16 protein-coding genes are annotated in these 20,755 nt (G+C 69.9%); 3 read left to right on the top strand and 13 right to left on the bottom strand.

The window, feature by feature from the left end; translation table 11 throughout:
• Window positions 1-24: 24 nt before the first annotated feature.
• From sfnG to coxB, 9 genes are all read right to left on the bottom strand, one after another.
• A complete protein-coding gene (gene sfnG / locus ACLBXO_RS08450) occupies window positions 25-1,137 on the bottom strand; it encodes a dimethylsulfone monooxygenase SfnG (protein WP_331313357.1) in 1,113 nt (370 codons plus the stop codon).
• A 212-nt stretch (window positions 1,138-1,349) separates the two neighbouring features.
• Window positions 1,350-2,114, bottom strand: a complete 765-nt coding sequence (locus tag ACLBXO_RS08445; protein ID WP_447685093.1) for an SURF1 family protein — start codon at window positions 2,112-2,114, stop codon at window positions 1,350-1,352.
• Window positions 2,111-2,485 (bottom strand): DUF983 domain-containing protein, encoded by a 375-nt coding sequence (locus ACLBXO_RS08440; protein ID WP_447685092.1) that lies wholly within the window; start codon window positions 2,483-2,485, stop codon window positions 2,111-2,113. The genes ACLBXO_RS08445 and ACLBXO_RS08440 overlap by 4 nt, the downstream gene beginning before the upstream one ends.
• A 148-nt stretch (window positions 2,486-2,633) precedes the next feature.
• Window positions 2,634-3,497 carry a cytochrome c oxidase subunit 3 gene (locus ACLBXO_RS08435; RefSeq protein ID WP_331313354.1) on the bottom strand — a complete coding sequence of 288 codons (864 nt, stop codon included), beginning with the start codon at window positions 3,495-3,497 and terminating at the stop codon, window positions 2,634-2,636.
• A gap of 154 nt (window positions 3,498-3,651) precedes the next feature.
• Window positions 3,652-4,263, bottom strand: coding sequence for a cytochrome c oxidase assembly protein (locus tag ACLBXO_RS08430; RefSeq protein ID WP_331313353.1), 612 nt, complete (start codon window positions 4,261-4,263; stop codon window positions 3,652-3,654).
• Between the two features lie 10 nt (window positions 4,264-4,273).
• Window positions 4,274-4,438, bottom strand: coding sequence for a hypothetical protein (locus ACLBXO_RS08425; protein WP_273561921.1), 165 nt, complete (start codon window positions 4,436-4,438; stop codon window positions 4,274-4,276).
• 5 nt (window positions 4,439-4,443) lie between these two features.
• Entirely contained in the window at window positions 4,444-5,394 is a 951-nt protein-coding gene (locus ACLBXO_RS08420; protein WP_331313352.1) for a heme o synthase, read from the bottom strand.
• Between the two features lie 215 nt (window positions 5,395-5,609).
• Window positions 5,610-7,238 carry a cytochrome c oxidase subunit I gene (ctaD, locus tag ACLBXO_RS08415; RefSeq protein ID WP_331313351.1) on the bottom strand — a complete coding sequence of 543 codons (1,629 nt, stop codon included), beginning with the start codon at window positions 7,236-7,238 and terminating at the stop codon, window positions 5,610-5,612.
• A 50-nt stretch (window positions 7,239-7,288) separates the two neighbouring features.
• Window positions 7,289-8,128, bottom strand: a complete 840-nt coding sequence (gene coxB / locus ACLBXO_RS08410; protein WP_331313350.1) for a cytochrome c oxidase subunit II — start codon at window positions 8,126-8,128, stop codon at window positions 7,289-7,291.
• Between the two features lie 299 nt (window positions 8,129-8,427).
• On the opposite strand from coxB, the gene fdhD reads away from it, so the two are divergent.
• Window positions 8,428-9,270 (top strand): formate dehydrogenase accessory sulfurtransferase FdhD, encoded by an 843-nt coding sequence (gene fdhD / locus ACLBXO_RS08405; RefSeq protein ID WP_447685091.1) that lies wholly within the window; start codon window positions 8,428-8,430, stop codon window positions 9,268-9,270.
• Between the two features lie 23 nt (window positions 9,271-9,293).
• On the opposite strand, the gene ACLBXO_RS08400 is transcribed toward fdhD, so the two are convergent.
• Complete coding sequence (locus ACLBXO_RS08400; protein WP_447685090.1) at window positions 9,294-10,082, bottom strand: hypothetical protein; 789 nt, start codon at window positions 10,080-10,082, stop codon at window positions 9,294-9,296.
• A gap of 606 nt (window positions 10,083-10,688) precedes the next feature.
• Between ACLBXO_RS08400 and gltB the strand changes: the two genes are divergently transcribed.
• Together gltB and ACLBXO_RS08390 are read left to right on the top strand one after the other, a co-directional pair.
• Entirely contained in the window at window positions 10,689-15,404 is a 4,716-nt protein-coding gene (gene gltB / locus ACLBXO_RS08395) for a glutamate synthase large subunit (RefSeq protein WP_447685089.1), read from the top strand.
• 102 nt (window positions 15,405-15,506) lie between these two features.
• Complete coding sequence (locus tag ACLBXO_RS08390; RefSeq protein WP_331313348.1) at window positions 15,507-16,940, top strand: glutamate synthase subunit beta; 1,434 nt, start codon at window positions 15,507-15,509, stop codon at window positions 16,938-16,940.
• Window positions 16,941-16,964: 24 nt separating this feature from the next.
• On the opposite strand, the gene ACLBXO_RS08385 is transcribed toward ACLBXO_RS08390, so the two are convergent.
• The 3 genes from ACLBXO_RS08385 to galE form a co-directional block, all read right to left on the bottom strand.
• On the bottom strand, window positions 16,965-18,395 hold the full coding sequence (locus ACLBXO_RS08385) for a DUF459 domain-containing protein (protein WP_447685088.1): 1,431 nt from the start codon (window positions 18,393-18,395) through the stop codon (window positions 16,965-16,967).
• Between the two features lie 93 nt (window positions 18,396-18,488).
• Entirely contained in the window at window positions 18,489-19,679 is a 1,191-nt protein-coding gene (locus tag ACLBXO_RS08380) for a lytic murein transglycosylase (protein ID WP_447685087.1), read from the bottom strand.
• A gap of 4 nt (window positions 19,680-19,683) precedes the next feature.
• Window positions 19,684-20,676 carry a UDP-glucose 4-epimerase GalE gene (gene galE, locus ACLBXO_RS08375; protein WP_447685086.1) on the bottom strand — a complete coding sequence of 331 codons (993 nt, stop codon included), beginning with the start codon at window positions 20,674-20,676 and terminating at the stop codon, window positions 19,684-19,686.
• Between the last annotated feature and the right edge of the window lie 79 nt (window positions 20,677-20,755).

Raw genomic sequence — 20,755 nt, 5'->3', positions numbered from 1 at the left:
GGGAATCGGTTCGGCGGACGGCGCTCAGGCCGCCTCGGCGCGCCGGTCGCGGGCGGCCTCGAGGGCGCGGACCCGCGGGATCACGTGCGCGCCGAAATACGCGACGTCCTCCTGGAAGTGCAGGAAGGCCAGCAGGGCGAGGTCGGCGCCGGCGTCCTTCAGCGCCAGGATCCGCTCGGCGATCTGGTCGGGCGTGCCGATCAGGTCGGTCTTGAAGCCGTCATTGTACTGGACGAGGTCCTCGAAGCTCGACTTCGCCCAGTTGCCTTCACCTTCGGGCGAGGCCTTGCCGGCGTTCTTCACCTCGTGGCCGAAGGCCTTCACGGCGTCCGGATCTGCATTGTCGATGATCTCCTGGAGAACGGCCCGGGCCTCCGCCTCGGTGTCGCGGGCGATGACGAACGCGTTCACGCCGATCCGGGGATGATTGCCGGTCGCGGCCGCCTTGGCACGGATGTCGTCGACCTGGGCGCGGATTGTCTCCGGCGTGCCGCCGTTGGTGAAGTACCAGTCCGAGACGCGGGCCGCCATGTCGCGCGCGGCGCGCGACGAGCCGCCCTGGAAGATCTCGGGCAGCGGCTGCGCGGGCTTCGGCTTCAGCGTGTAGTCGCTGTACCGGTAGAAGTCGCCGCGGAAGGTGAAGTTGTCCTGCGTCCAGATCCCGCGCAGGCTGCGGATGAACTCCTCCGACCGGCGGTACCGCTCGTCGTGGTCGAGCCAGGGCTCCCCGATCGCCCGGAATTCGCCCGAGAACCAGCCCGACACGATGTTCACCGCGATGCGGCCCTCGGTGAGCTGCGAGATCGTGGCGATCTGCTTGGCGGCGAGCGTGGGGTGCCACGGGCCGGGCAGGAGCGCGGCGATCACTTTGAGCTTGGTGGTCGCGGCCAGCAGCGCGTGGCTGAAGGCGACCGATTCGTGCTGGTACTCGGCACCGTAGCCGGCGGTGAAGCGGATCTGCGTCAGCCCGTAATCGAACCCCGCCTCCTCGGCGATCTGCGCCAGCTTCCGATTGTACTCGGCATCCCAGCTCGTGCGCTGGGGGATCTTGCTGATCACGAGGCCGCCCGAGACGTTGGGCACCCAGTAGGCGAAGCGGATCGGCTCGCGCGCCGCGTCGGCGAGATGGCTGGTCATCAGGCATTACCTCAGTTGCACGGCGGCCAGGCGCCGTGGCGTCTTCGGATGATCGCCGCGAACTGAATACGCTATGCAGAACGCGGCCGATCGCTCAAGAACACCGAAAGTATTCCGAAGCGACGGCCGTCGGTCAAAGGAACGGGCTGCCGTTTTTAGGCCGATCCCGGCGAACCTGTTCTTCGCCGAGACCCTGCGCGAGCGGCTTTATCCTAGGCGGCGCCGGCCGCGGGCGAATCGTGCAGGCGGCGCCACGCGAAGACCGTGAACACGCCGATCAGGCAGGCCGCGAGGCCGAACCACGTGAACGCGTATTGCAGATGGTTGTTCGGCAGGTCGACCCGGAGCTGGCCACCGCGCGGCCAAGTCGTCTGCCCGGGCACGGCGTCGGCCTCGATCAGGTAGGGCTCGACCGGCCCGAGGCCGCGCGCCGCCGCGATGCCGGCGATGTCCCGGTTGAACCACTCCCCGCGGGCAGGATCCGGTTCCGGCACGAACATCCCCCGGGCCTCGCTCGCGCGGAGAATGCCGGTGACCGTCGTCGGCCCGTCGATCAGCCCGTCGCGGCGATCGCCCTGCACCTTCAACTCGGTGGGAACGAAACCGCGGTTGACCAGCACGACGCCGCCGTCGTCCCGGCGGAACGGCGTCAGGACGTAGTAGCCCTGCAGGGCGCGGCCCGGCGTCTCACCGGCCGCCAATCCGTGGACAAGGGTTTCCCGATCGTTGAGGTACCGGCCGGTGACACGGACGTGGCGGAACTCGTCGCGCGCCGGATCCCAGGCGTCCGCTCGCGGCGGCGGTGCCGGCTCGGCGCGGCTCTGGCGCACGATCCGGGCGATGAGATCCTCCTTCCAGGCCTTGCGCTCGAGTTGCCACGTGCCGAGGCCCAGCAGGATGGCCAGGGCGATCAGCGAGGCCAGTCCCGGCGCGACGAGGTCGCGCCAAGCCGCCCGGCGCGGTCCGGTCGCTGTCACGGCTTGAATCGCCCTTCCTCGGCCCGGTTGCTGAACTGCAGGGCGATCAGCAGACCCTTGAGCGGTCGGACCAGGATGAGGCTGAGCCCGACCGAGAGCGTCAGGGCGACCAGGGCGTGCACCCAGATCGGCGGCTCGTAGGTGATCTCCAGCCACAGGGCGAAGCCGACGACGACGAGGCCGACGATCGACATCACGAAGAAGGCCGGCCCGTCCGCCGCGTCGAAATGCGCGTAGTCCAGGCCGCAAGCCTCGCAGGAGGGTCGCAGGCTCAGGAATCCCTTGAACAGGTGACCTTCGCCGCAGCGCGGGCACCGGCCGCGCAGGCCGGTCGGGATCGGGGGCGGCGGCGCGTAGGTTCGGTCGTTCATGGGCACACTCCAGACCTGTTCGGCGCGGGCCCCGTGCCCCGCGCACGGTCGCCCGACCCGATATGGGGTTCGCGCGGCGTCGGAAACGCAGAAGGGCGGCCTGAGCCGCCCTTCGCAGGTCCGCCATGCAGCGGCAGGATGGTCGCGCTCAGTGAGCGCCGCCGCCGTGGAAAACGCCCGAGCCCCACACGTAGATGGCGGCGAACAGGAACAGCCACACGACATCGACGAAGTGCCAGTACCAGGCGGCGAACTCGAAGCCGAGGTGCTGGCGGGGAGTGAACTGGCCCGCGTAGACGCGGAACAGGCACACCGCGAGGAAGATCGTGCCGATGATCACGTGGGCGCCGTGGAAGCCCGTCGCCATGAAGAAGGTCGACGAGTAGATGCTGCCCGAGAAGCCGAACTCGGCGTGGCTGTACTCGTAGGCTTGGCAGGCGGTGAACAGCACGCCGAGGATGATGGTCAGCCAGAGGCCGTACTTCAGGCCCTTGCGGTCGCCCTCGATCAGCGCGTGGTGCGCCCAGGTCACGGTGGTGCCCGAGGTCAGCAGGATCAGCGTGTTCAGGAGCGGCAGGTGCCAGGGATCGAACGCCTCGATGCCCTTGGGCGGCCAGACACCGCCGGTGAATTCCACGCGCGAGACCTGGATCGGATCGGCGGTGTAGAGGGCGGCCTCGAAGTAGGCCCAGAACCACGCGACGAAGAACATCACCTCGGAGGCGATGAACATCATCATGCCGTAGCGGTGGTGAAGCTGGACGACGCGGGTGTGATCGCCGGAATTGGCCTCGTGCGCGACGTCCTTCCACCACGAGTACATGGTGTAGAGCACGCCGATCGCGCCGGCCCCGAAGATGTAGGGGCCCGGGCTCAGCGTGCCGATCTGGAGGCTCTTCATCCAGAACACGGCACCGAACGCCATGAGGAAGCCCGAGAAGGCTCCGATCAACGGCCACGGGCTCGGGTTCAGGATGTGAAAGTCGTGATTCTTGGCGTGCGCCTCGGCCATCGTCCCGTCGCTCCTCACCCTCGCGCCCTGCGCCGTTCCCGGCTTCCGGCCTTACGCTGTTCGTTGCTTGCTCTTGACCGGGCGCGGCACGCACCACGCCCAAGCTTGCTCGCAGCTTTAGTCGGTGCGGCCCCGTGTTGTCACGGGTCCGCGATCAGAAATCGCCCTTCGTGCCCGGAGAAGACGATTTCGCCACCGTCGCCTTGACCGGCTGACCGTTCTTGGACGCGAAGTACGTGTAGGACAGCGTCATCTCAGAGAGATGCGCGGTGTTCGAATCGTCCCGTACGGCCGGATCGACGTAGAACACCACCGGCACGTCCAGCGTCTCCCCCGGCTGGAGCGTCTGCTCGTTGAAGCAGAAGCAGGCGATCTTGACGAAGTAGCCGCCCATCAATCCCGGCTGGACGTTGAAGGTGGCGACACCCGCCGAGGGCGTGCTGCCGGTATTCTGCACGCGGAAGAAGACCGTCTTGGTCTCCCCGAGCTTCGCCTCAACGCTGCTCACCTCCGGGATGAACTTCCAGGGCAGGCCCGGCGCGACGTTCGTGTCGAAGTGGACGACCATGCTGTCGTCGGTCCGCGCCGCGGAGGCCGACAGCGCCGGTCCCTGCCGAGGCGTGCCGTCGTAGCCGGTCGCCTTGCAGAAGGCGTCGTAGAGCGGCACCGACGCGAAGGCGAGGCCGATCATGCCGACGGCGAGGCCGGCGCAGGCGAGGGCGGTGCGAGTCGCGGCCCGGTTCGATCGTGAGGGAGGCACGGTCATCGGGAGCGCCTCAGAGCGGCCGGCTCAGGATCTGCGGCCCGAGCTTGACGATCGTCAGCACGAAGAACAGCAGAACCCAGGCACCGAGGGCCAGCGCGATCGCGATCGAGCGCTTGCGGCGGCGCGCCTCCTGCTCGGGCGTCAGCGGCCGGTACTGGATCTCGGGATCCGCCATGGCGCTCAACCCAGGACCGGGCGGAACAGGCCGAAGCTCTGCTCGGCCAGGAGCGCCGAGAACAGCGCGAACAGGTAGAGGATCGAGAAGCCGAACATGCCCATGGCGGCGCGGCGCTCGGCATCGCCCTCCGGGTTCCGCAGCACGCGGATGCTGAAAGCCACCATGCCGAGGCCGCCCACGACACCGATCACCGCGTAGACGAGGCCGCCGAAGCCAAGGGCCACCGGCACGAGGCCGAGCGGCGCGAGGAGGAGGGAGTACCACACGATCTGACGCCGGGTGGAGGCCGGGCCGGCGACGTTCGGCATCATCGGGATGCCGGCGCGGGCGTACTCGTCGGCCTTGATCAGGGCGAGCGCCCAGAAGTGCGGCGGGGTCCAGATGAAGATGATGGCGAACAGGATCAGCGACTCGACGCCGATCGACCCGGTCACCACAGCCTGGCCGATGACCGGCGGCAGGGCGCCGGCGGCGCCGCCGATGACGATGTTCTGCGCCGTCGCCCGCTTCAGCCACATCGAGTAGACCACCGCGTAGAACACGATGGTGAAGGCGAGGAGCGCGGCGGCCAGGAGATTGGCGGCGAGGCCGAGCACGACCACCGAGGCGACCGAGAGGAACAGCCCGAAGCCCAGCGCCTCTTCGGAGGTGATCCGGCCCGACGGGATCGGCCGGGTGGCGGTCCGGCTCATGACGGCGTCGATGTCGGCGTCCCACCACATGTTGAGGCAGCCGGAGGCCCCGGCCCCGACCGCGATGGCGAGGAGCGAGATCGCGCCGATGGCCGGCTGGACGTGGCCCTGCGAGACCACCATCCCGACCAGCGCCGTGAAGATCACGAGGACCATCACCCGCGGCTTCAGCAGGGCGAAGTAGTCCGGAACGTCGCCGCCGGCGGTCGTGAGGGCGGGGGCCGGAACGTCCGGTCCGATCGTGTTCGTCAGGCTCGTCATCGCGTCTGCCGCTGCTGTGTCGGCGCCCGGCCGCGCGCGTCACGGCCGAGTCGTGTCTCGAATTCGACGTTTTCCAAGGATCGGCGTGAGCGGGGCCCAGGAAGTCTCCCTCGGCCCGTGCGGATCGCCCTCATCGCTCGCCCTTGCCGGGAGGTCGGCCGACCGGCCTCTGGGGAAGGGCGAGGGCCGCGGACGCGGCCCTCGCGGGGGTTCTATCAGTGCGCGCCCGGCTCGTCGACGATGCGGGGCAGCGTCTCGAACTGGTGGAACGGCGGCGGGGAGGAGAGCGTCCACTCGAGGGTGGTGGCGCCTTCGCCCCACGGGTTGTCCGCGGCCCGCTCCTTCGAGCGGAAGGCCAGGACCACGCCGATCACGAACACGAACATGCCGAGACCGAAGATGTGGCCGCCGTAGGTCGACACCTTGTGCCACTGGGCGAAGGCGTCCGGATAGTCGGCGTAGCGGCGCGGCATGCCGGCCAGCCCGAGGAAGTGCATCGGGAAGAACAGGACGTTCGCGCCGATGAAGGCCAGCCAGAAGTGCAGCTTGCCGGCCCATTCGGGGATGATGTGGCCGGTCATCTTCGGGAACCAGTAGTAGACACCGGCGAAGATGATGAACACGGCCCCGAGGGACAGCACGTAGTGGAAGTGCGCGACCACGTAGTAGGTGTCGTGCAGGTACTTATCGACCGCCGAGTTGGCCAGCACGACGCCGGTGACGCCGCCGACGGTGAAGAGGAAGATGAAGCCCACCGCCCAGTGCATCGCCGCGGTGAAGCGGATGGAGCCGCCCCACATCGTGGCGATCCACGAGAAGATCTTCACCCCGGTCGGGACCGCGATCACCATCGTGGCGAACACGAAGTACGACTGCGTCTGCAGCGAGAGGCCGACCGTGTACATGTGGTGCGCCCACACGACGAAGCCGACGACGCCGATCGCCACCATGGCGTAGGCCATCGCGAGGTAGCCGAACACGGGCTTGCGCGAGAACGTTGCGATGATGTGCGACACGATGCCGAAGGCCGGCAGGATCATGATGTACACTTCGGGGTGACCGAAGAACCAGAACAGGTGCTGGTACAGGATCGGGTCACCGCCGCCGGCCGGGTCGAAGAAGGTCGTGCCGAAGTTGCGGTCCGTCAGCAGCATCGTGATGGCGCCGGCGAGCACCGGCAGCGACAGGAGCAGCAGGAACGCGGTCACCAGCTCGGCCCAGGCGAAGAGCGGCATCTTGTGCAGCGTCATGCCCGGGGCGCGCATGTTCAGGATGGTGGTGATGAAGTTGATCGCGCCGAGGATCGAGCCCGCGCCCGACAGGTGCAGGGCGAAGATCGCGAAGTCGACGGCCGGGCCGGGATGGCCGGCGGTCGAGAGCGGCGGGTAGACGGTCCAGCCGGTGCCGGCGCCGGACGCGCCGGGCGCGCCTTCGACGAACAGCGAGCACAGCAGCGAGCAGAAGCCCGCCACCGTCAGCCAGAACGAGATGTTGTTCATGCGCGGGAACGCCATGTCGGGCGCGCCGATCATGAGGGGCACGAACCAGTTGCCGAAGCCGCCGATCAGCGCCGGCATCACCATGAAGAACACCATGATGAGGCCGTGACCCGTGACGAACACGTTGTAGGTCGCGGGATTCGAGAAGTACTGCAGGCCGGGGGCCTCCATCTCCATCCGGATGCCGAAGGAGAGGAACGCGCCGATCATGCCGGCGCAGAAGGCGAAGAGCAGGTAGAGGGTGCCGATGTCCTTGTGGTTCGTCGACAGGAACCAGCGGGCGAAGAACGACGGCTTGTGGTCGTGGACCGCGTGGGCCTCGGCATGGGCTGTGGCTGTAGCCATGGATTCGGGTGCCTTGTGAATCGGATGGGTGCGGTTCGGTCAGCCGGGGCTCAGCGCGCCTCGGCGACGCTCGTGCCGTTGTCGATGCGGGCGTACTTGGTCTTCGCCTCCTTCAGCCAGTCGGCGTAGGCCTGCTCGCTGACCACGCGGACCACGATGGGCATGTAGGCGTGGCGCTGACCGCACAGCTCGGAGCACTGGCCGTGGAAGGTGCCCTCCTTGTCGGCCTTGAACCACATCTGGTTCAGACGGCCCGGGACGGCGTCGATCTTGAAGCCGAAGGCCGGCATCGCCCAGGAATGCAGCACGTCCGCGGCGGTGACCTGGATCTTCACGATCTTGCCGACCGGGACCACCATCTCGTTGTCGGTCTGGAGCAGGCGCGGCTGCTTGTCCTCGTCGATGTTGGCATCGAACGTGAAGCCGCCGCCGGCCTCGGTCTGCGGGTACTCGTACGACCAGTACCAGGCGTGGCCGATGACCTTGACGATCATGTCGGCCTTCGGATCCGAGAGCTGCGTGCGAAGCAGGCGGAAGGACGGGATCGCCACGGCGACCAGGATCAGCACCGGCACGATCGTCCAGGCCACCTCGATGGCGGTGTTGTGCGTGGTCCGCGACGGCGTCGGGTTCCGCTTCTCGCCGAAGCGGTAGACGCACCAGAGGATGAGCCCGAGGACGAACACCGAGATGGCGAGGGACAGCCAGTGCAGGCCGATCTCGAAATTCAGGATGTCGCGCGCGTTCTCGGTGACCGGGATCTGCCGGTCCATCTCCCACGGCACGGGCTGACCGAAGCCCGCGGCCTGGGCGCCGGATAACGGGAAGAGCGAGGCGCCGAGAGCGGCGAGGCTCCAGAGTGACCGGTTGATCGTCCGCACCGTCCGCATCTGCCTCTCGTGGCTCCCCTGAACTGTCTGGCTGCCGCCGGACCTCCCCGTCTTGACGCGTGCGGGATTGTACCGACGTGACGGAGTACCGGTTGTGTCACCCGGCATTATCCGACCGGCGCTTCAGACCACAAGGGCCGGCGAGGCGCAACCGCACAAGCGTCGCATCGCGCGCTTTCCGGCCAGTTGACGGCGCCTCGTGGCGCCGGCGCACTAGGGAGCGGCACGATTGTTCCCGCCCGCGTCGGGCCGGGGATGAGGCGTCGCGACGCGTACGTGTCACGTCAGCGGAGTTCACGATGTCCACGGATACCGGCAGCCACACGCCCGCTCCTCTGCCCTGCGCGGTGCCGGCGCCGATGCAGGTGATGGCTTACACGGGTGCGGTGCCGAGGTCGGACACGCGGGCCCTGGCCGTCGAGGCGCCGGTCAACCTCGTCTACGGCAGCGTGCCGCACGCCGTGATGATGGCGACGCCCGCCGACCTCGAGGATTTCGCCTACGGTTTCAGCCTTACCGAGGGAATCGTGGACGGCGCCGAGGAGATCCGCGCGACCCGGGTGGAGGCCGGCTCGGACGGCCTTCGCCTCCACGTCGACCTCGCGCCGGGCCGGCTGCGGGAGCATCTGGCGCGCAAGCGCGCCATCAGCGGTCGGACCGGCTGCGGGGTCTGCGGCATCGAGGACCTGGCGCAACTGCCCCGGGCGGGGGGGCGGGCGGCTCCCGAGGTCCGTGTCGCGCTGCCGGCGATCGCCCGCGCCCTGTCGGATCTGGACCGTGCCCAGCGCCTGGGCGCGGAGACCCGCGCGGTCCACGCCGCCGCCTGGGCGCGCCTCGACGGCGGCCTCGCGGCGGTGCGCGAGGATGTCGGCCGCCACAACGCCCTGGACAAGCTGATCGGCGCCCTGATGCGGACCGGTACGCCGGTCGACGCGGGCTTCCTGGTCATCACCAGCCGCTGCTCGTTCGAGATGGTCGAGAAGGCCGCGCGGCTCGGTGCGGCCGTGATCGTCGCCATCTCGGCGCCGACATCCCTGGCCCTCGACCGCGCCCGCTCCTACGGCATGACGCTCTGCGCCATCGCGCGGGCCGACACGGTGACAGTGTTCACCGGGGCCGAGCGGCTGATCGACGGCGCGTGAGGCGCGGGTCCGCGCCGCCGCGGCTAGTCGGACTGGCCCGGGACGATGGTCGCGCCGCCGATCACCCGGACCGGCTTCTTGTCGGTGGGCGGATCCTTCCAATCCTTCGCGGCGGGCTTGGCGGCCCCCGCGACGGCGGCGTCCGCCGGCTTCGGCGACGCGACGGGCTGCGCCGCCGGGGGCGGCGAGGGGGCCGTCTCGACCGACGCCGCCTTGGTCTCGGGCACGGGCGCGGTTTTGGGGGCCGCCTTGGGGTCCACCTTGGCCGTTTCGGCCGGGGCGAGCCTGGGGGCCGGCGCCTCGGGGGACGTGCGGGGCGGCGTCTTCAACTCCGGCGTTCGGGCCAGTGACCCGCGCGCGACTCGCTTCGGCGGCGTCCGGCCGGCACTCTCGGGATTGACGCCGTCCGGGTTGGCCTCCGGCCGCAGGGCTTCGCCGCCCGGCCGGCGCTGGGGACGCACCGCGGGACCCTCCTCGGACGGGACGGGCCGCATCGCGCGGCGGGGCACGACCTCGTCCTCGGTCCAGCCGAAGCCCGGCGCCGGGCGCTCCAGCCGGGCGACGGCCTCAGGCGCACCGATCGGCCGGCGGCCGACGATCGCGCCCGTCATGGGATCGACGAACAGCCGGACGGGTGCGCCGGCGGGGCCGACCGCGTCGACCACGTAGACCCGACCGTCGAAGCGCGGGCGGCTCAGGCCGCTGAACCCGCGGTCGGCGAGGCGCCAGGCCACGACACGCGGGGGAAGGACCTCTTCCTCGAAGACGAACTGCGCGCGCGCGGCGCAGGACGCGCCCAGAAGTGCGAGCACCGCTAGAAATGCCGTGCGAAGCGCTCGCCTCATGGGGGGGCGCGGGCGCGCAGAAGCTCTGCTCGTCATCGTCACTCTTGTGCGTTCTGGGTTTGGAGACCCGGCAGAGTGTCCGGTTCCGGCATGGTCCGGGCCGGTGGACCCGGACCTCGACCATGCCGGCAGGGTCGTTGCCCCGCATGCCGCTTGTGCTCGGCCCGCCCGGTAGACCCGGCGATTCGGGCGAGATTGCGGAGGCCTGGAACGGGGCTCGGCCCCTCATCCAGAGCGGCGACACCGTGACGACGCGCTGTCTCTTGCTGAAAACACTTCAATCTGGCAGTTTCGCGACTTAGGACAGCACAACTGTCCCATCGGCCGTGCATCCCGGCCGTCGCCGTCTCGCGCGCGGGCGAGAAATTCGGCAGACGGACACGGGCGCGCCAGCGCACCGCTCCTCGAGCGGTCCGGGTCCTCGATGAACGCAAGCCGACGGACGCGTCCCCCCGGACCGGCCGGATGGCCTGCGGCAAGAGGCCGAGCGCGGGGCGCCGACGGCTTGCGGGCATGAAACATGCTCGCGGGTTCTTGGCTGCGGACGGGTTCGAGGGAAGGACGAGACGAAGCATGTCACAACGCAGGCCCGCCGAAGAGTTTGCTGCGTCCACGGCCCTGGCTGCCGCCCCCCGCGGCGGCGCGATGCCGCTCATCGTGCGCGACCCCGCCCTCCCGAAAGCCCAGGGTTCCTACGACCCGGCCCACGAGCGCGACGCCTGCGGCGTCGGCTTCATCGCCGACATGCACGACCGCCGGACCCACGCGATCGTCGAGCAGGGCCTGAAGATCCTGGAGAACCTCGATCACCGGGGTGCCGTGGGCTCCGATCCCAAGATGGGCGACGGCTGCGGCATCCTCACGCAGATCCCGCACGGCTTCTTCGCCGAGGAATGCTCGCGTCTCGGCTTCGAGCTGCCGCCGGCGGGCGCTTACGCCATCGGTCAGTTCTTCATGCCGAAGGCGGAGGAGCCGCGGGCGATCATCCAGGAGATCGTCGAATCGGCGCTCGCCGCCGAGGGCCTGCCGCTCCTCGGCTGGCGCGACGTGCCGGTGGACCCGGAGGATCTCGGCGACGCCGTGAAGGCGACCGAGCCGCACCACCGGCAGGTCTTCATCGGCCGTCCCGCCTCGGTCACCGACCAGGACGCGTTCGAGCGCCGGGTCTACGTCGCCCGCAAGGTGATCTCCAACAAGGTCTACGGCCTCGACGATCCGCGGGTGAAGGAGTTCTACCCGGTCTCGGTCTCGACCCGGACCATCGTCTACAAGGGCATGGTGCTGGTCACGCAGCTCGGCGGCTACTTCCTCGATCTCAAGGACGACCGCTTCGTCTCGGCGATCGCCCTCGTCCACCAGCGCTTCGCCACAAACACCTTCCCGACCTGGCGGCTCTCGCACCCGTACCGGATGGTCGCGCACAACGGCGAGATCAACACGCTGCGCGGCAACGTCAACTGGATGGCGGCCCGCCAGGCGAGCGTCGATTCCGACCTGTTCGGCAACGACATCTCGAAGCTGTGGCCGATCTCCTACGAGGGCCAGTCCGACACCGCCTGCTTCGACAACGCCCTCGAGTTCCTCGTTCAGGGCGGCTACCCGCTCGCCCACGCGATGATGATGCTCATCCCGGAGGCCTGGGCCGGCAACCCGCTGATGAGCGAGGAGCGGCGCGCCTTCTACGAGTACCACGCCGCCCTCATGGAGCCGTGGGACGGCCCGGCCGCCGTGGCGTTCACGGACGGCCGCCAGATCGGCGCCACCCTCGACCGGAACGGCCTGCGCCCGGCGCGCTACATCGTCACCGACGACGGTCTCGTGGTGCTCGCCTCCGAGATGGGCACCCTGCCGATCCCGGACGAGAAGATCGTGCAGTCCTGGCGTCTCCAGCCGGGCCGCATGCTGCTGATCGACCTGCAGAAGGGCCGCATCGTCTCCGACGAGGAGATCAAGGGCGAGCTCGCCGCCGCGCACCCCTACGCCGATTGGGTGAAGAACACCCAGATCGTGCTCGAGGACCTGCGCCCGGTCCAGCCGCGCGAATCCCGCGGCGACGTGAGCCTGCTCGATCGCCAGCAGGCCTTCGGCTACACGCAAGAGGACCTCAAGCTGCTGATGCAGCCCATGGCGGTGACCGGCCAGGAGGCGGTCGGTTCCATGGGCACGGACACGCCGCTCTCGGCCCTCTCCGAGAAGTCGAAGCTGCTCTACACCTATTTCAAGCAGAACTTCGCGCAGGTGACGAACCCGCCGATCGACCCGATCCGCGAGGAGGCCGTGATGAGCCTCGTCTCGTTCATCGGGCCGCGGCCGAACCTGCTCGACATGGAGGGGGCCTCCCGGCGCAAGCGCCTGGAGGTCCGGCAGCCGATCCTGACCAACGCCGACCTGGAGAAGATCCGCTCGATCGGCCATTTCGAGGACCGGTTCGACACCAAGACCCTCGACATGACCTACCCGGCCGAGACCGGCGCGGCGGCGATGGACGGGGCGCTCGATCGCCTCTGCGACCGCGCCGAGGCGGCGGTGCGCGGCGGCTACAACATCATCGTGCTGACCGACCGGGCCGTCGGGCCGGACCGGATCCCGATCCCGGCTCTGCTCGCCACGGCCTCGGTGCACAACTACCTGATCCGCAAGGGTCTGCGGACCTCGGTCGGCCTCGTGGTCGAGTCGGGCGAGCCGCGCGAGGTGCACCACTTCGCGTGCCTCGCCGGCTACGGCGCCGAGGCGATCAACCCGTATCTCGCCTTCGAGACGCTGCTCGATATGAAGGACGAGTTCCCGCCGGACCTCACCGACGACGAGATCATCTACCGCTACATCAAGGCGATCGATAAGGGCCTGCTGAAGGTGATGTCCAAGATGGGCATCTCGACCTACCAGTCCTATTGCGGCGCGCAGATCTTCGACGCGGTCGGCCTGAACTCGACCTTCGTGGGCCGGGACTTCTTCGGCACGGCGACGACCATCGAGGGCGTCGGCATGGCGGAGATCGCCGAGGAGACGGCCCGTCGCCACCGCGACGCCTTCGGCGACGCGCCGGTCTACCGGAACGCGCTCGATGTCGGCGGCGAGTACGCCTATCGGCTCCGCGGCGAGACCCATACCTGGACGCCCGACACGGTGGCGACGCTGCAGCACGCGGTGCGCCTCAACGTGCCCGAGCGCTACCGGGAGTACGCCGCCCTGGTGAACCGGCAGGAGAACCAGCTCAAGACCCTGCGCGGCCTGTTCCGGATCAAGTCCGCCGCCGAGCTCGGCCGCGCGCCGGTCCCGCTCGACGCGGTCGAGCCGGCCTCCGAGATCGTCAAGCGCTTCGCCACGGGCGCGATGTCGTACGGCTCCATCTCCAAGGAGGCGCACGAGACGCTCGCCATCGCGCTGAACTCGTTCGGCGGCCGGTCGAACTCTGGCGAGGGCGGCGAGGAGGTCGAGCGGTTCAAGCCCCTGCCGGACGGGCGCTCGCGCCGGTCCTCGATCAAGCAGGTCGCGTCCGGCCGCTTCGGCGTCACGACGGAATACCTCGTCAATTCCGACATGATGCAGATCAAGGTCGCCCAGGGCGCCAAGCCCGGCGAGGGCGGCCAGCTGCCCGGCCACAAGGTCGACGCCAAGATCGCCAAGGTCCGCTACGCCACCCCGGGCGTCGGGCTGATCTCGCCGCCGCCGCACCACGACATCTACTCGATCGAGGATCTGGCCCAGCTGATCTTCGACCTGAAGAACGTGAATCCGTCGGCGGACGTGTCGGTGAAGCTCGTCTCCGAGGTCGGCGTCGGCACGGTCGCGGCCGGCGTCGCCAAGGCGCGGGCCGACCACATCACGATCTCGGGCTTCGACGGCGGCACCGGCGCGGCGCCGCTGACCTCGCTCAAGCACGCGGGCGGCCCCTGGGAGACCGGCCTCGCCGAGACCCAGCAGACGCTGGTGCTCAACGGCCTGCGCGGCCGCGTCGCCCTCCAGGCCGACGGCGGCATCCGCACCGGGCGCGACGTGATCATCGCGGCGCTGCTCGGCGCCGACCAGATGGGCTTCTCGACGGCGCCGCTGATCGCCGCCGGCTGCATCATGATGCGCAAGTGCCACCTGAACACCTGCCCGGTGGGCGTCGCCACCCAGGATCCGGTGCTGCGCAAGCGCTTCAAGGGCACGCCGGAGCACGTGGTGAACTACTTCTTCTTCGTGGCCGAGGAAGTGCGCGAGATCCTCGCGTCGCTCGGCTTCACGAAGCTGGAGGAGGCGGTCGGCCGCTCCGACGTGCTCGACAAGGTCGAGGCCATCGCCCACTGGAAGGCGCGCGGGCTCGACTTCACCAAGCTGTTCCACCGGCCGAAGGTGGCGGAGGGCACGGCGATCCGCCACGTGGAGGTGCAGCACCACCCGATCGACACGGTCCTCGACCGGCGCCTGATCGAGAAGGCGCAGCGCGCCATCGAGACCGGCGAGCCGGTGGTCATCACCGACACGATCCGCAACTCGGACCGGGCCGCGGGCGCCATGCTCTCCGGCGCGGTGGCGAAGGCGCACGGTCACGAGGGCCTGCCCGACGACACGATCGTGGTGAAGCTCGCAGGCACCGCCGGCCAGAGCTTCGGCGCGTGGGTGGCGGCCGGCGTGACCGTCGAGCTGACCGGCCACGGCAACGACTACGTCGGCAAGGGCCTGTCGGGCGGCAAGCTGATCATCCGGCCGAGCGACGCGCTGAAGGCGCCCCCGGAGCGGACCATCATGGTCGGCAACACCGTGCTGTACGGGGCGATCGCCGGCGAGTGCTACATCCGCGGCTCCGCGGGCGAGCGGTTCGCCGTGCGCAACTCCGGCGCCATCACGGTGGTCGAGGGCATGGGCGACCACGGCTGCGAGTACATGACCGGCGGCGTGGTCGTGTCGATCGGCGAGACCGGGCGCAACTTCGCGGCTGGAATGTCGGGCGGCATCGCCTACGTGCTCGACGAGGACGGCTCGTTCTCGGCGCGCTGCAACCTGTCGATGGTCGACCTGGAGCCGGTCGAGGAGGAGGACGACCTGATGCGTCGCTTCCACCAGGACGGCGACCTGGAGACCAAGGGGCGGGTCGACATCCTGGCCGACATGTCCGGGCACGACGAGGAGCGGCTGACGCAGCTCATCACCAATCATCTCAAGTACACGGGCAGTCCCCGCGCCAAGGCGATCCTGGACGACTGGAGCGGTTACCGCACCAAGTTCGTGAAGGTGATGCCGGTGGAGTACCGCCGGGCCCTGCGCGAGATGGAGATGGCGCGGATGCCGGTGGCCGCCGAGTAGGCGACGTCCTGAGACCGGGCGGGCAGCCGCCCGGTCACGCACCCACACGAGACGACGACGCGGGCAGCGCAGTCAGAGACTGGCCGGCCCAGGGGCTGACCAATGGGCAAGATCACAGGTTTCCTCGAGTTCGACCGGCAGGAGCAGAAGTACCAGCTCGCCGCCGACCGGGTCCGGCACTTCCGCGAGTTCACGCTCCCGCTCGACGAGCACGACCTGACCAAGCAGGCGGCCCGCTGCATGGATTGCGGCATCCCGTTCTGCCACGGGCCCACGGGCTGCCCGGTCCACAACCAGATCCCGGACTGGAACGATCTCGTCTTCCAGTCGGATTGGGAGGAGGCGTCCCGCAACCTCCACTCGACGAACAATTTCCCGGAATTCACCGGCCGCATCTGCCCCGCGCCCTGCGAGGAGGCGTGCACGCTGAACCTGGAGAACCAGCCGGTCGCCATCAAGACGATCGAGCAGGCCATCGCCGACCGGGCCTGGAACATGGGCTGGGTGAAGCCCGAGCCGGCGCAGGCCCGCACCGGCAAGCGCGTCGCGATCGTGGGTTCCGGGCCGGCCGGCATGGCGGCGGCCCAGCAGCTCGCCCGCGTCGGCCACGACGTCCACGTGTTCGAGCGCGAGCCGAAGGCCGGCGGCCTGCTCCGCTACGGTATCCCGGACTTCAAGATGGAGAAGCGCCACATCGACCGGCGCGTGCGCCAGATGGAGGCCGAGGGGGTCGTCTTCCACTACAACCAGAACATCGGCGTGACGAAATCGGTCGACGAGCTCAAGGCCGAGTTCGACGCCGTGATGTTCTGCGGCGGCGCGGAGGATCCCCGCAACCCGCAGCTGCCCGGTCAGGACCTCGAGGGCGTCCACTACGCGATGCCCTACCTCGTCCAGTCGAACCGGCGCGTGAGCGCCGAGCCGATGCGCGGCAACGGCGAGCAGCCGATCCTGGCTTCGGGCAAGAACGTGGTTGTCATCGGCGGTGGCGACACCGCGTCCGACTGCGTCGGCACCGCGTTCCGCCAGGGGGCCCTGTCGGTGACGCAGCTCGACATCCGCCCGCGCCCGCCGGAACGCGAGGACAAGCTCACCGTATGGCCCTACTGGCCGACCAAGATGCGGACCTCGTCCAGCCAGGCCGAGGGCGCGGAGCGCGAGTTCCAGGCCGCGACCCTGCGGCTGGAGGGCAACAAGAAGGGCCAGCTCACCGGCGTGGTCTGCGCCCGGGTCGACGCCAAGCGTCAGCCGATCGCCGGGACCGAGTTCGTCCTGCCCGCCGATCTGGTCTTCATGGCGATCGGCTTCGCCGGATCGGTCCAGAAGGGGCTGCTGGAGCAGTCCGGAATCGGCGTCGACAAGCGCGGCAACGTCGAGGCGAACGAGGAGGACTACCGCACCTCGGACGCGAAGATCTGGGCGGCGGGCGACATGCGGCGCGGCCAGTCCCTGGTCGTCTGGGCGATCCGCGAGGGCCGTCAGGCGGCGCGCGCCATCGACGAGACCCTGATGGGCGCCAGCGTCCTGCCGCGCTGAGGGCGCGCGGAGGATCCGCCCGGCTCAGCCGGGCGGCCAGCGGAAATCGTCGGCGCGGCCGGGTTGCGGCATCGGTGCGTTGCCGCGCAGCAGTGTCCGCTCCACGGTCCCGGAATTGTCGGGGTCGCGCGGCCGTCCGTTGAGCAGCGCGCCGCCGGGCGACACCTCGCTCCGGCTCAGCGGCACCACGGGGCCGGCCGCGGGCTTCACCGGAAGCGCCGGCACGCCGGCCGGCTCGGGAAGGCTCGGCAGCATCGCGGTGATCTGACGATCGATCGCCGCGGTGTCGGTGGCCGGCGCGGTGCCGTCGAGGCTGGGCCCGGGGGTCGAGGACGGCGCGGTCGGCGCCACGGTCGCGGTCGGCGACGGCTCGGTCGTGCCCGGGACCGCGCCCATCAGCCGCTTCAGCTCGACATCGGCGAAGTGGGCGAGCTTCCGGTCGCCCGCCTTGGTGAAATGGACGCCGTCCGCGGTGCGGAGCTTGGCAATCTGACCCTCCGGATCCGGGCCCGACGCGGCGTACCGGTCCCGATCGTCGACGAAACCCGGCCAGATGTCGACGTAGGTCCCGCCGGCCTTGCCGACGGTGTCGCGGACGATGTCGTTCAGCGACGCGAGATCCCGGCTGAGCGTCTCGCTCTGGACGGGCGGCAGCCCGACCCAGATCAGCGGGATCTTGCGGTCGGTGAAGACCTTCACCAGCGCCTCGACCCGCGCGCGGTAGAGCGCGCGCCAGCGGTCCGTGAGGGGATCGACGGTCTCGTCGCCCTCGCGGATCGGCTGGCGGTCGTTGGCGCCCATCATCACGAGGGCGTATCGCACCTTCGCGTTGCTCTGGAGGTAATCCTGCGCGACCTTCGGCCAGTCGACCACGTCCTTGCGCACCAGACCGCTGTCGCCCTTCGCGCGGTCGATCACGGCGACGTCGGCGTTGTCCTCGAACACGTCGTCGAGGCCCTTGGCGAGATGGTCGGCAAGGGAGTCGCCGAAGACGGCGATCTGGACGTTCGGCTCGGTCTTGGCGACCGCGGGCTTCGGCGGCGTCGGCGCCCGGGCCGGACGGACCCGCCGCTTCACCGCGGGGGCCGGCCGCTGCGCCTCCCCGGTCGCGTACGGATTGCTGCGCTGGCGCGGCGCCCGGTAGGTGCGCTCCGGCTGCGGCGCCACCGGCTGGGGCCTGTCCTCCCAGGGCCAGTAGAACTGGCGCGGCGCCTCCTGCTGCGGGGCGTAGCGCGGCTGACGCCCGTACGTCCCGTCGTCGCGGTAATAGGCGTCCCGCGGCCGCCGACGCGGCGGAGCCTCGTAGTAGGTGCCGCCCTGCTGCTGCTGGTAGCTGTCGCCCCACTGCGCGCGGACCGGACCGCCGCCGAAGGCCGACAGCCCCGTGAGCCCCAGAAGGGCTGAGAGCGCGAGGAGGAGGGGGCGTTCACAAGGACGCCGACGACCGAGGACCATGCGCATTCCGTACGCTTCACGCCGAACCGGGCCCGTTCGGACCGTGGCCACTATAGGTGGAAGCCACGTGCGGGTCTAAACCTCTCGCCGGGCTCAGCGTCGCGGCGCCGCTTTCCCGGTGACGCGGTCGAGCAGGGCCGGCGTGGCGTAGCCGTCGGCCGGCAGCCCGACGCTGATCTGGTAGCGCCGCACCGCCTCGCGCAACTTCGGGCCGGCCCGTCCGTCCGTCGGCCCGTCGTAGAAGCCGGCCGCCGCGAGGGCCGTCTGCAGGCCACGGAGGCCCGGCCCGTCGAGGCGCGCCCCGGCGGCCGGCCAGGGCGCGGCCAGCGGATTTCCGCCGGCGAGGCGGTCGGCGAGGTGGCCCACCGCCAGCGCGTAGGAATCGGAGGTGTTGTAGCCTCGGATGACCTCGAAATTGTCGGTGATCAGGAAGACCGGGGCGCCCAGCCCCCCGGGCAGGAGCAGGCTGGCGCGTCCGGCTCCCGGCAGCGCCTTCCCGTCGGTCCGGCGAACGCCGCGCTCGGCGAAGCTCCCGAGATCGCCCGCGTAGCGGCTCAGGTCGAAGTCCCGCGGCAATAGCACCTCGTAGCCCCAGGAGAGGGCCGGATCCCAACCGAGATCCTTCAGGTAGGCCGCGATCGACGCCAGCGAATCCGCCTCGCTGGTCCAGATGTCGCGTCGGCCGTCGCCGTCGAAATCGACCGCGTGGGCGAGATAGGTGGAGGGTAGGAACTGGACCTGACCCATCGCGCCGGCCCAGCTGCCGCTCATACGGTCGGGCGCGATGTCGCCGCGCTGCAGGATCGTGAGCGCGGCGAGGAGCTCGTCGCGGAACAGGCTGCCGCGGTGCCGCGCCTCGGCGAGCGTCGCCAGCGCCCGGACCGTCGGGACGCTGCCCGCGCTCGCTCCGAAATCCGATTCGACGCCCCAGATCGCCATCACCACCGGCCCAGGAACGCCGGTGCGGCCCTCGATCGCCGTCAGGGTCGACGCGAGGGCCGCCGCACGGGCGCGTCCGCGCGCGAGGCGGGCGGTCGAGACGGCGCCCACGAGGTATTCCCAGACCGGCCGGACGAACTCACTCTGCCGGCGGGTGCGCGCCAGGATGCCGGGATCCGGGCCCGTGATCCCGCGAAACGCCGCGTCGAAGGTCGCCGCAGAGACGCCCCGGGCCGCGGCGTCCGGACGCAGGGCCTCGACGAACGCCCGGAAAGCGTCCTCGGCGCGGGCCTGCCCGCTAGCGAGGCAGGCCGCCGCGGCCAGGACCCGTCGGCGGGAGAGCATCCGGTCAGATCCGATTGCGCTTCTCCAGACGCTCTTCCCAGGCGAGGGCCTGGCCGACGATGGCGTCGAGGTCGTCGTGCCGCGGCTGCCAGCCAAGGCGCTCGCGGATGCGCGCCGCCTCGGCGACGATCTGGGCCGGATCGCCGGCCCGGCGCGGGCACTGTCGTACCTCGAAGTCGCGGCCGGAGATCCGCTTCACGACCTCGACGACTTCCAGCACCGAGTAGCCGCGCCCGTAGCCGCAGTTCAGTGTCAGGCTCTCGCCGCCGGCGCGGAGGTGGTCGAGGGCGAGGCGATGCGCCTCGGCGAGGTCCGAGACCTGGATGTAGTCGCGCAGGCAGGACCCGTCCGGCGTCGGGTAGTCGGTCCCGAACACGTCGAGCCGGGCACGCTGTCCGAGCGCCGCCTGCGTGGCGACCTTGATCAGGTGCGTGGCGTTGGGCGTCGACTGGCCGGACCGCCCGTCCGGATCCGCGCCGGCGACGTTGAAGTAGCGCAGCACCACGTAGGTGAAGCCGTGCGCCTCGGCGGCGTCAGCGATCATCCACTCGCTCATCAGCTTCGAGCGGCCGTAGGGGTTGATCGGCCTCAGCGGCAGGTCCTCGGGAACCGGCGAGACGTCGGGCTCGCCGTAGACGGCCGCGGTCGAGGAGAAGATCACGTGCTTGACGCCGGCGCGCACCGACGCCTCGATCAGCGAGCGGGTCTTCACCGTGTTGGCGAGGTAGTAACCCAGGGGATCGGCGACCGACTCGGGCACGACGATCTTGGCGGCGAAGTGGGCCAGGGCGTCGATGCGGTGCTGAAGGATCGTCTGCGTCACCAGGGCCTGGTCGGCCACGTCCCCGACGACGAGCTTCACGCCCTCCGGAACCGCCCAGTCAAAGCCGGTGGAGAGATCGTCCAGGACGACGACCTCCTCATGGCCGGCATCGAGGAGCGCCAGCACCATGTGGCTGCCGATGTAGCCGGCACCGCCCGTCACCAGAACCGCCATCTCGCCCCCACTGTCGCCGCTTCGGCAACTGCTTACGCTTTTGCAGACGGGAAATTTACGCCCCGCCAGCTCATACTAA

The organism is Methylobacterium sp. C33D, from assembly GCF_053345825.1.
This window is presented reverse-complemented; position numbering and strand designations above follow the sequence as displayed.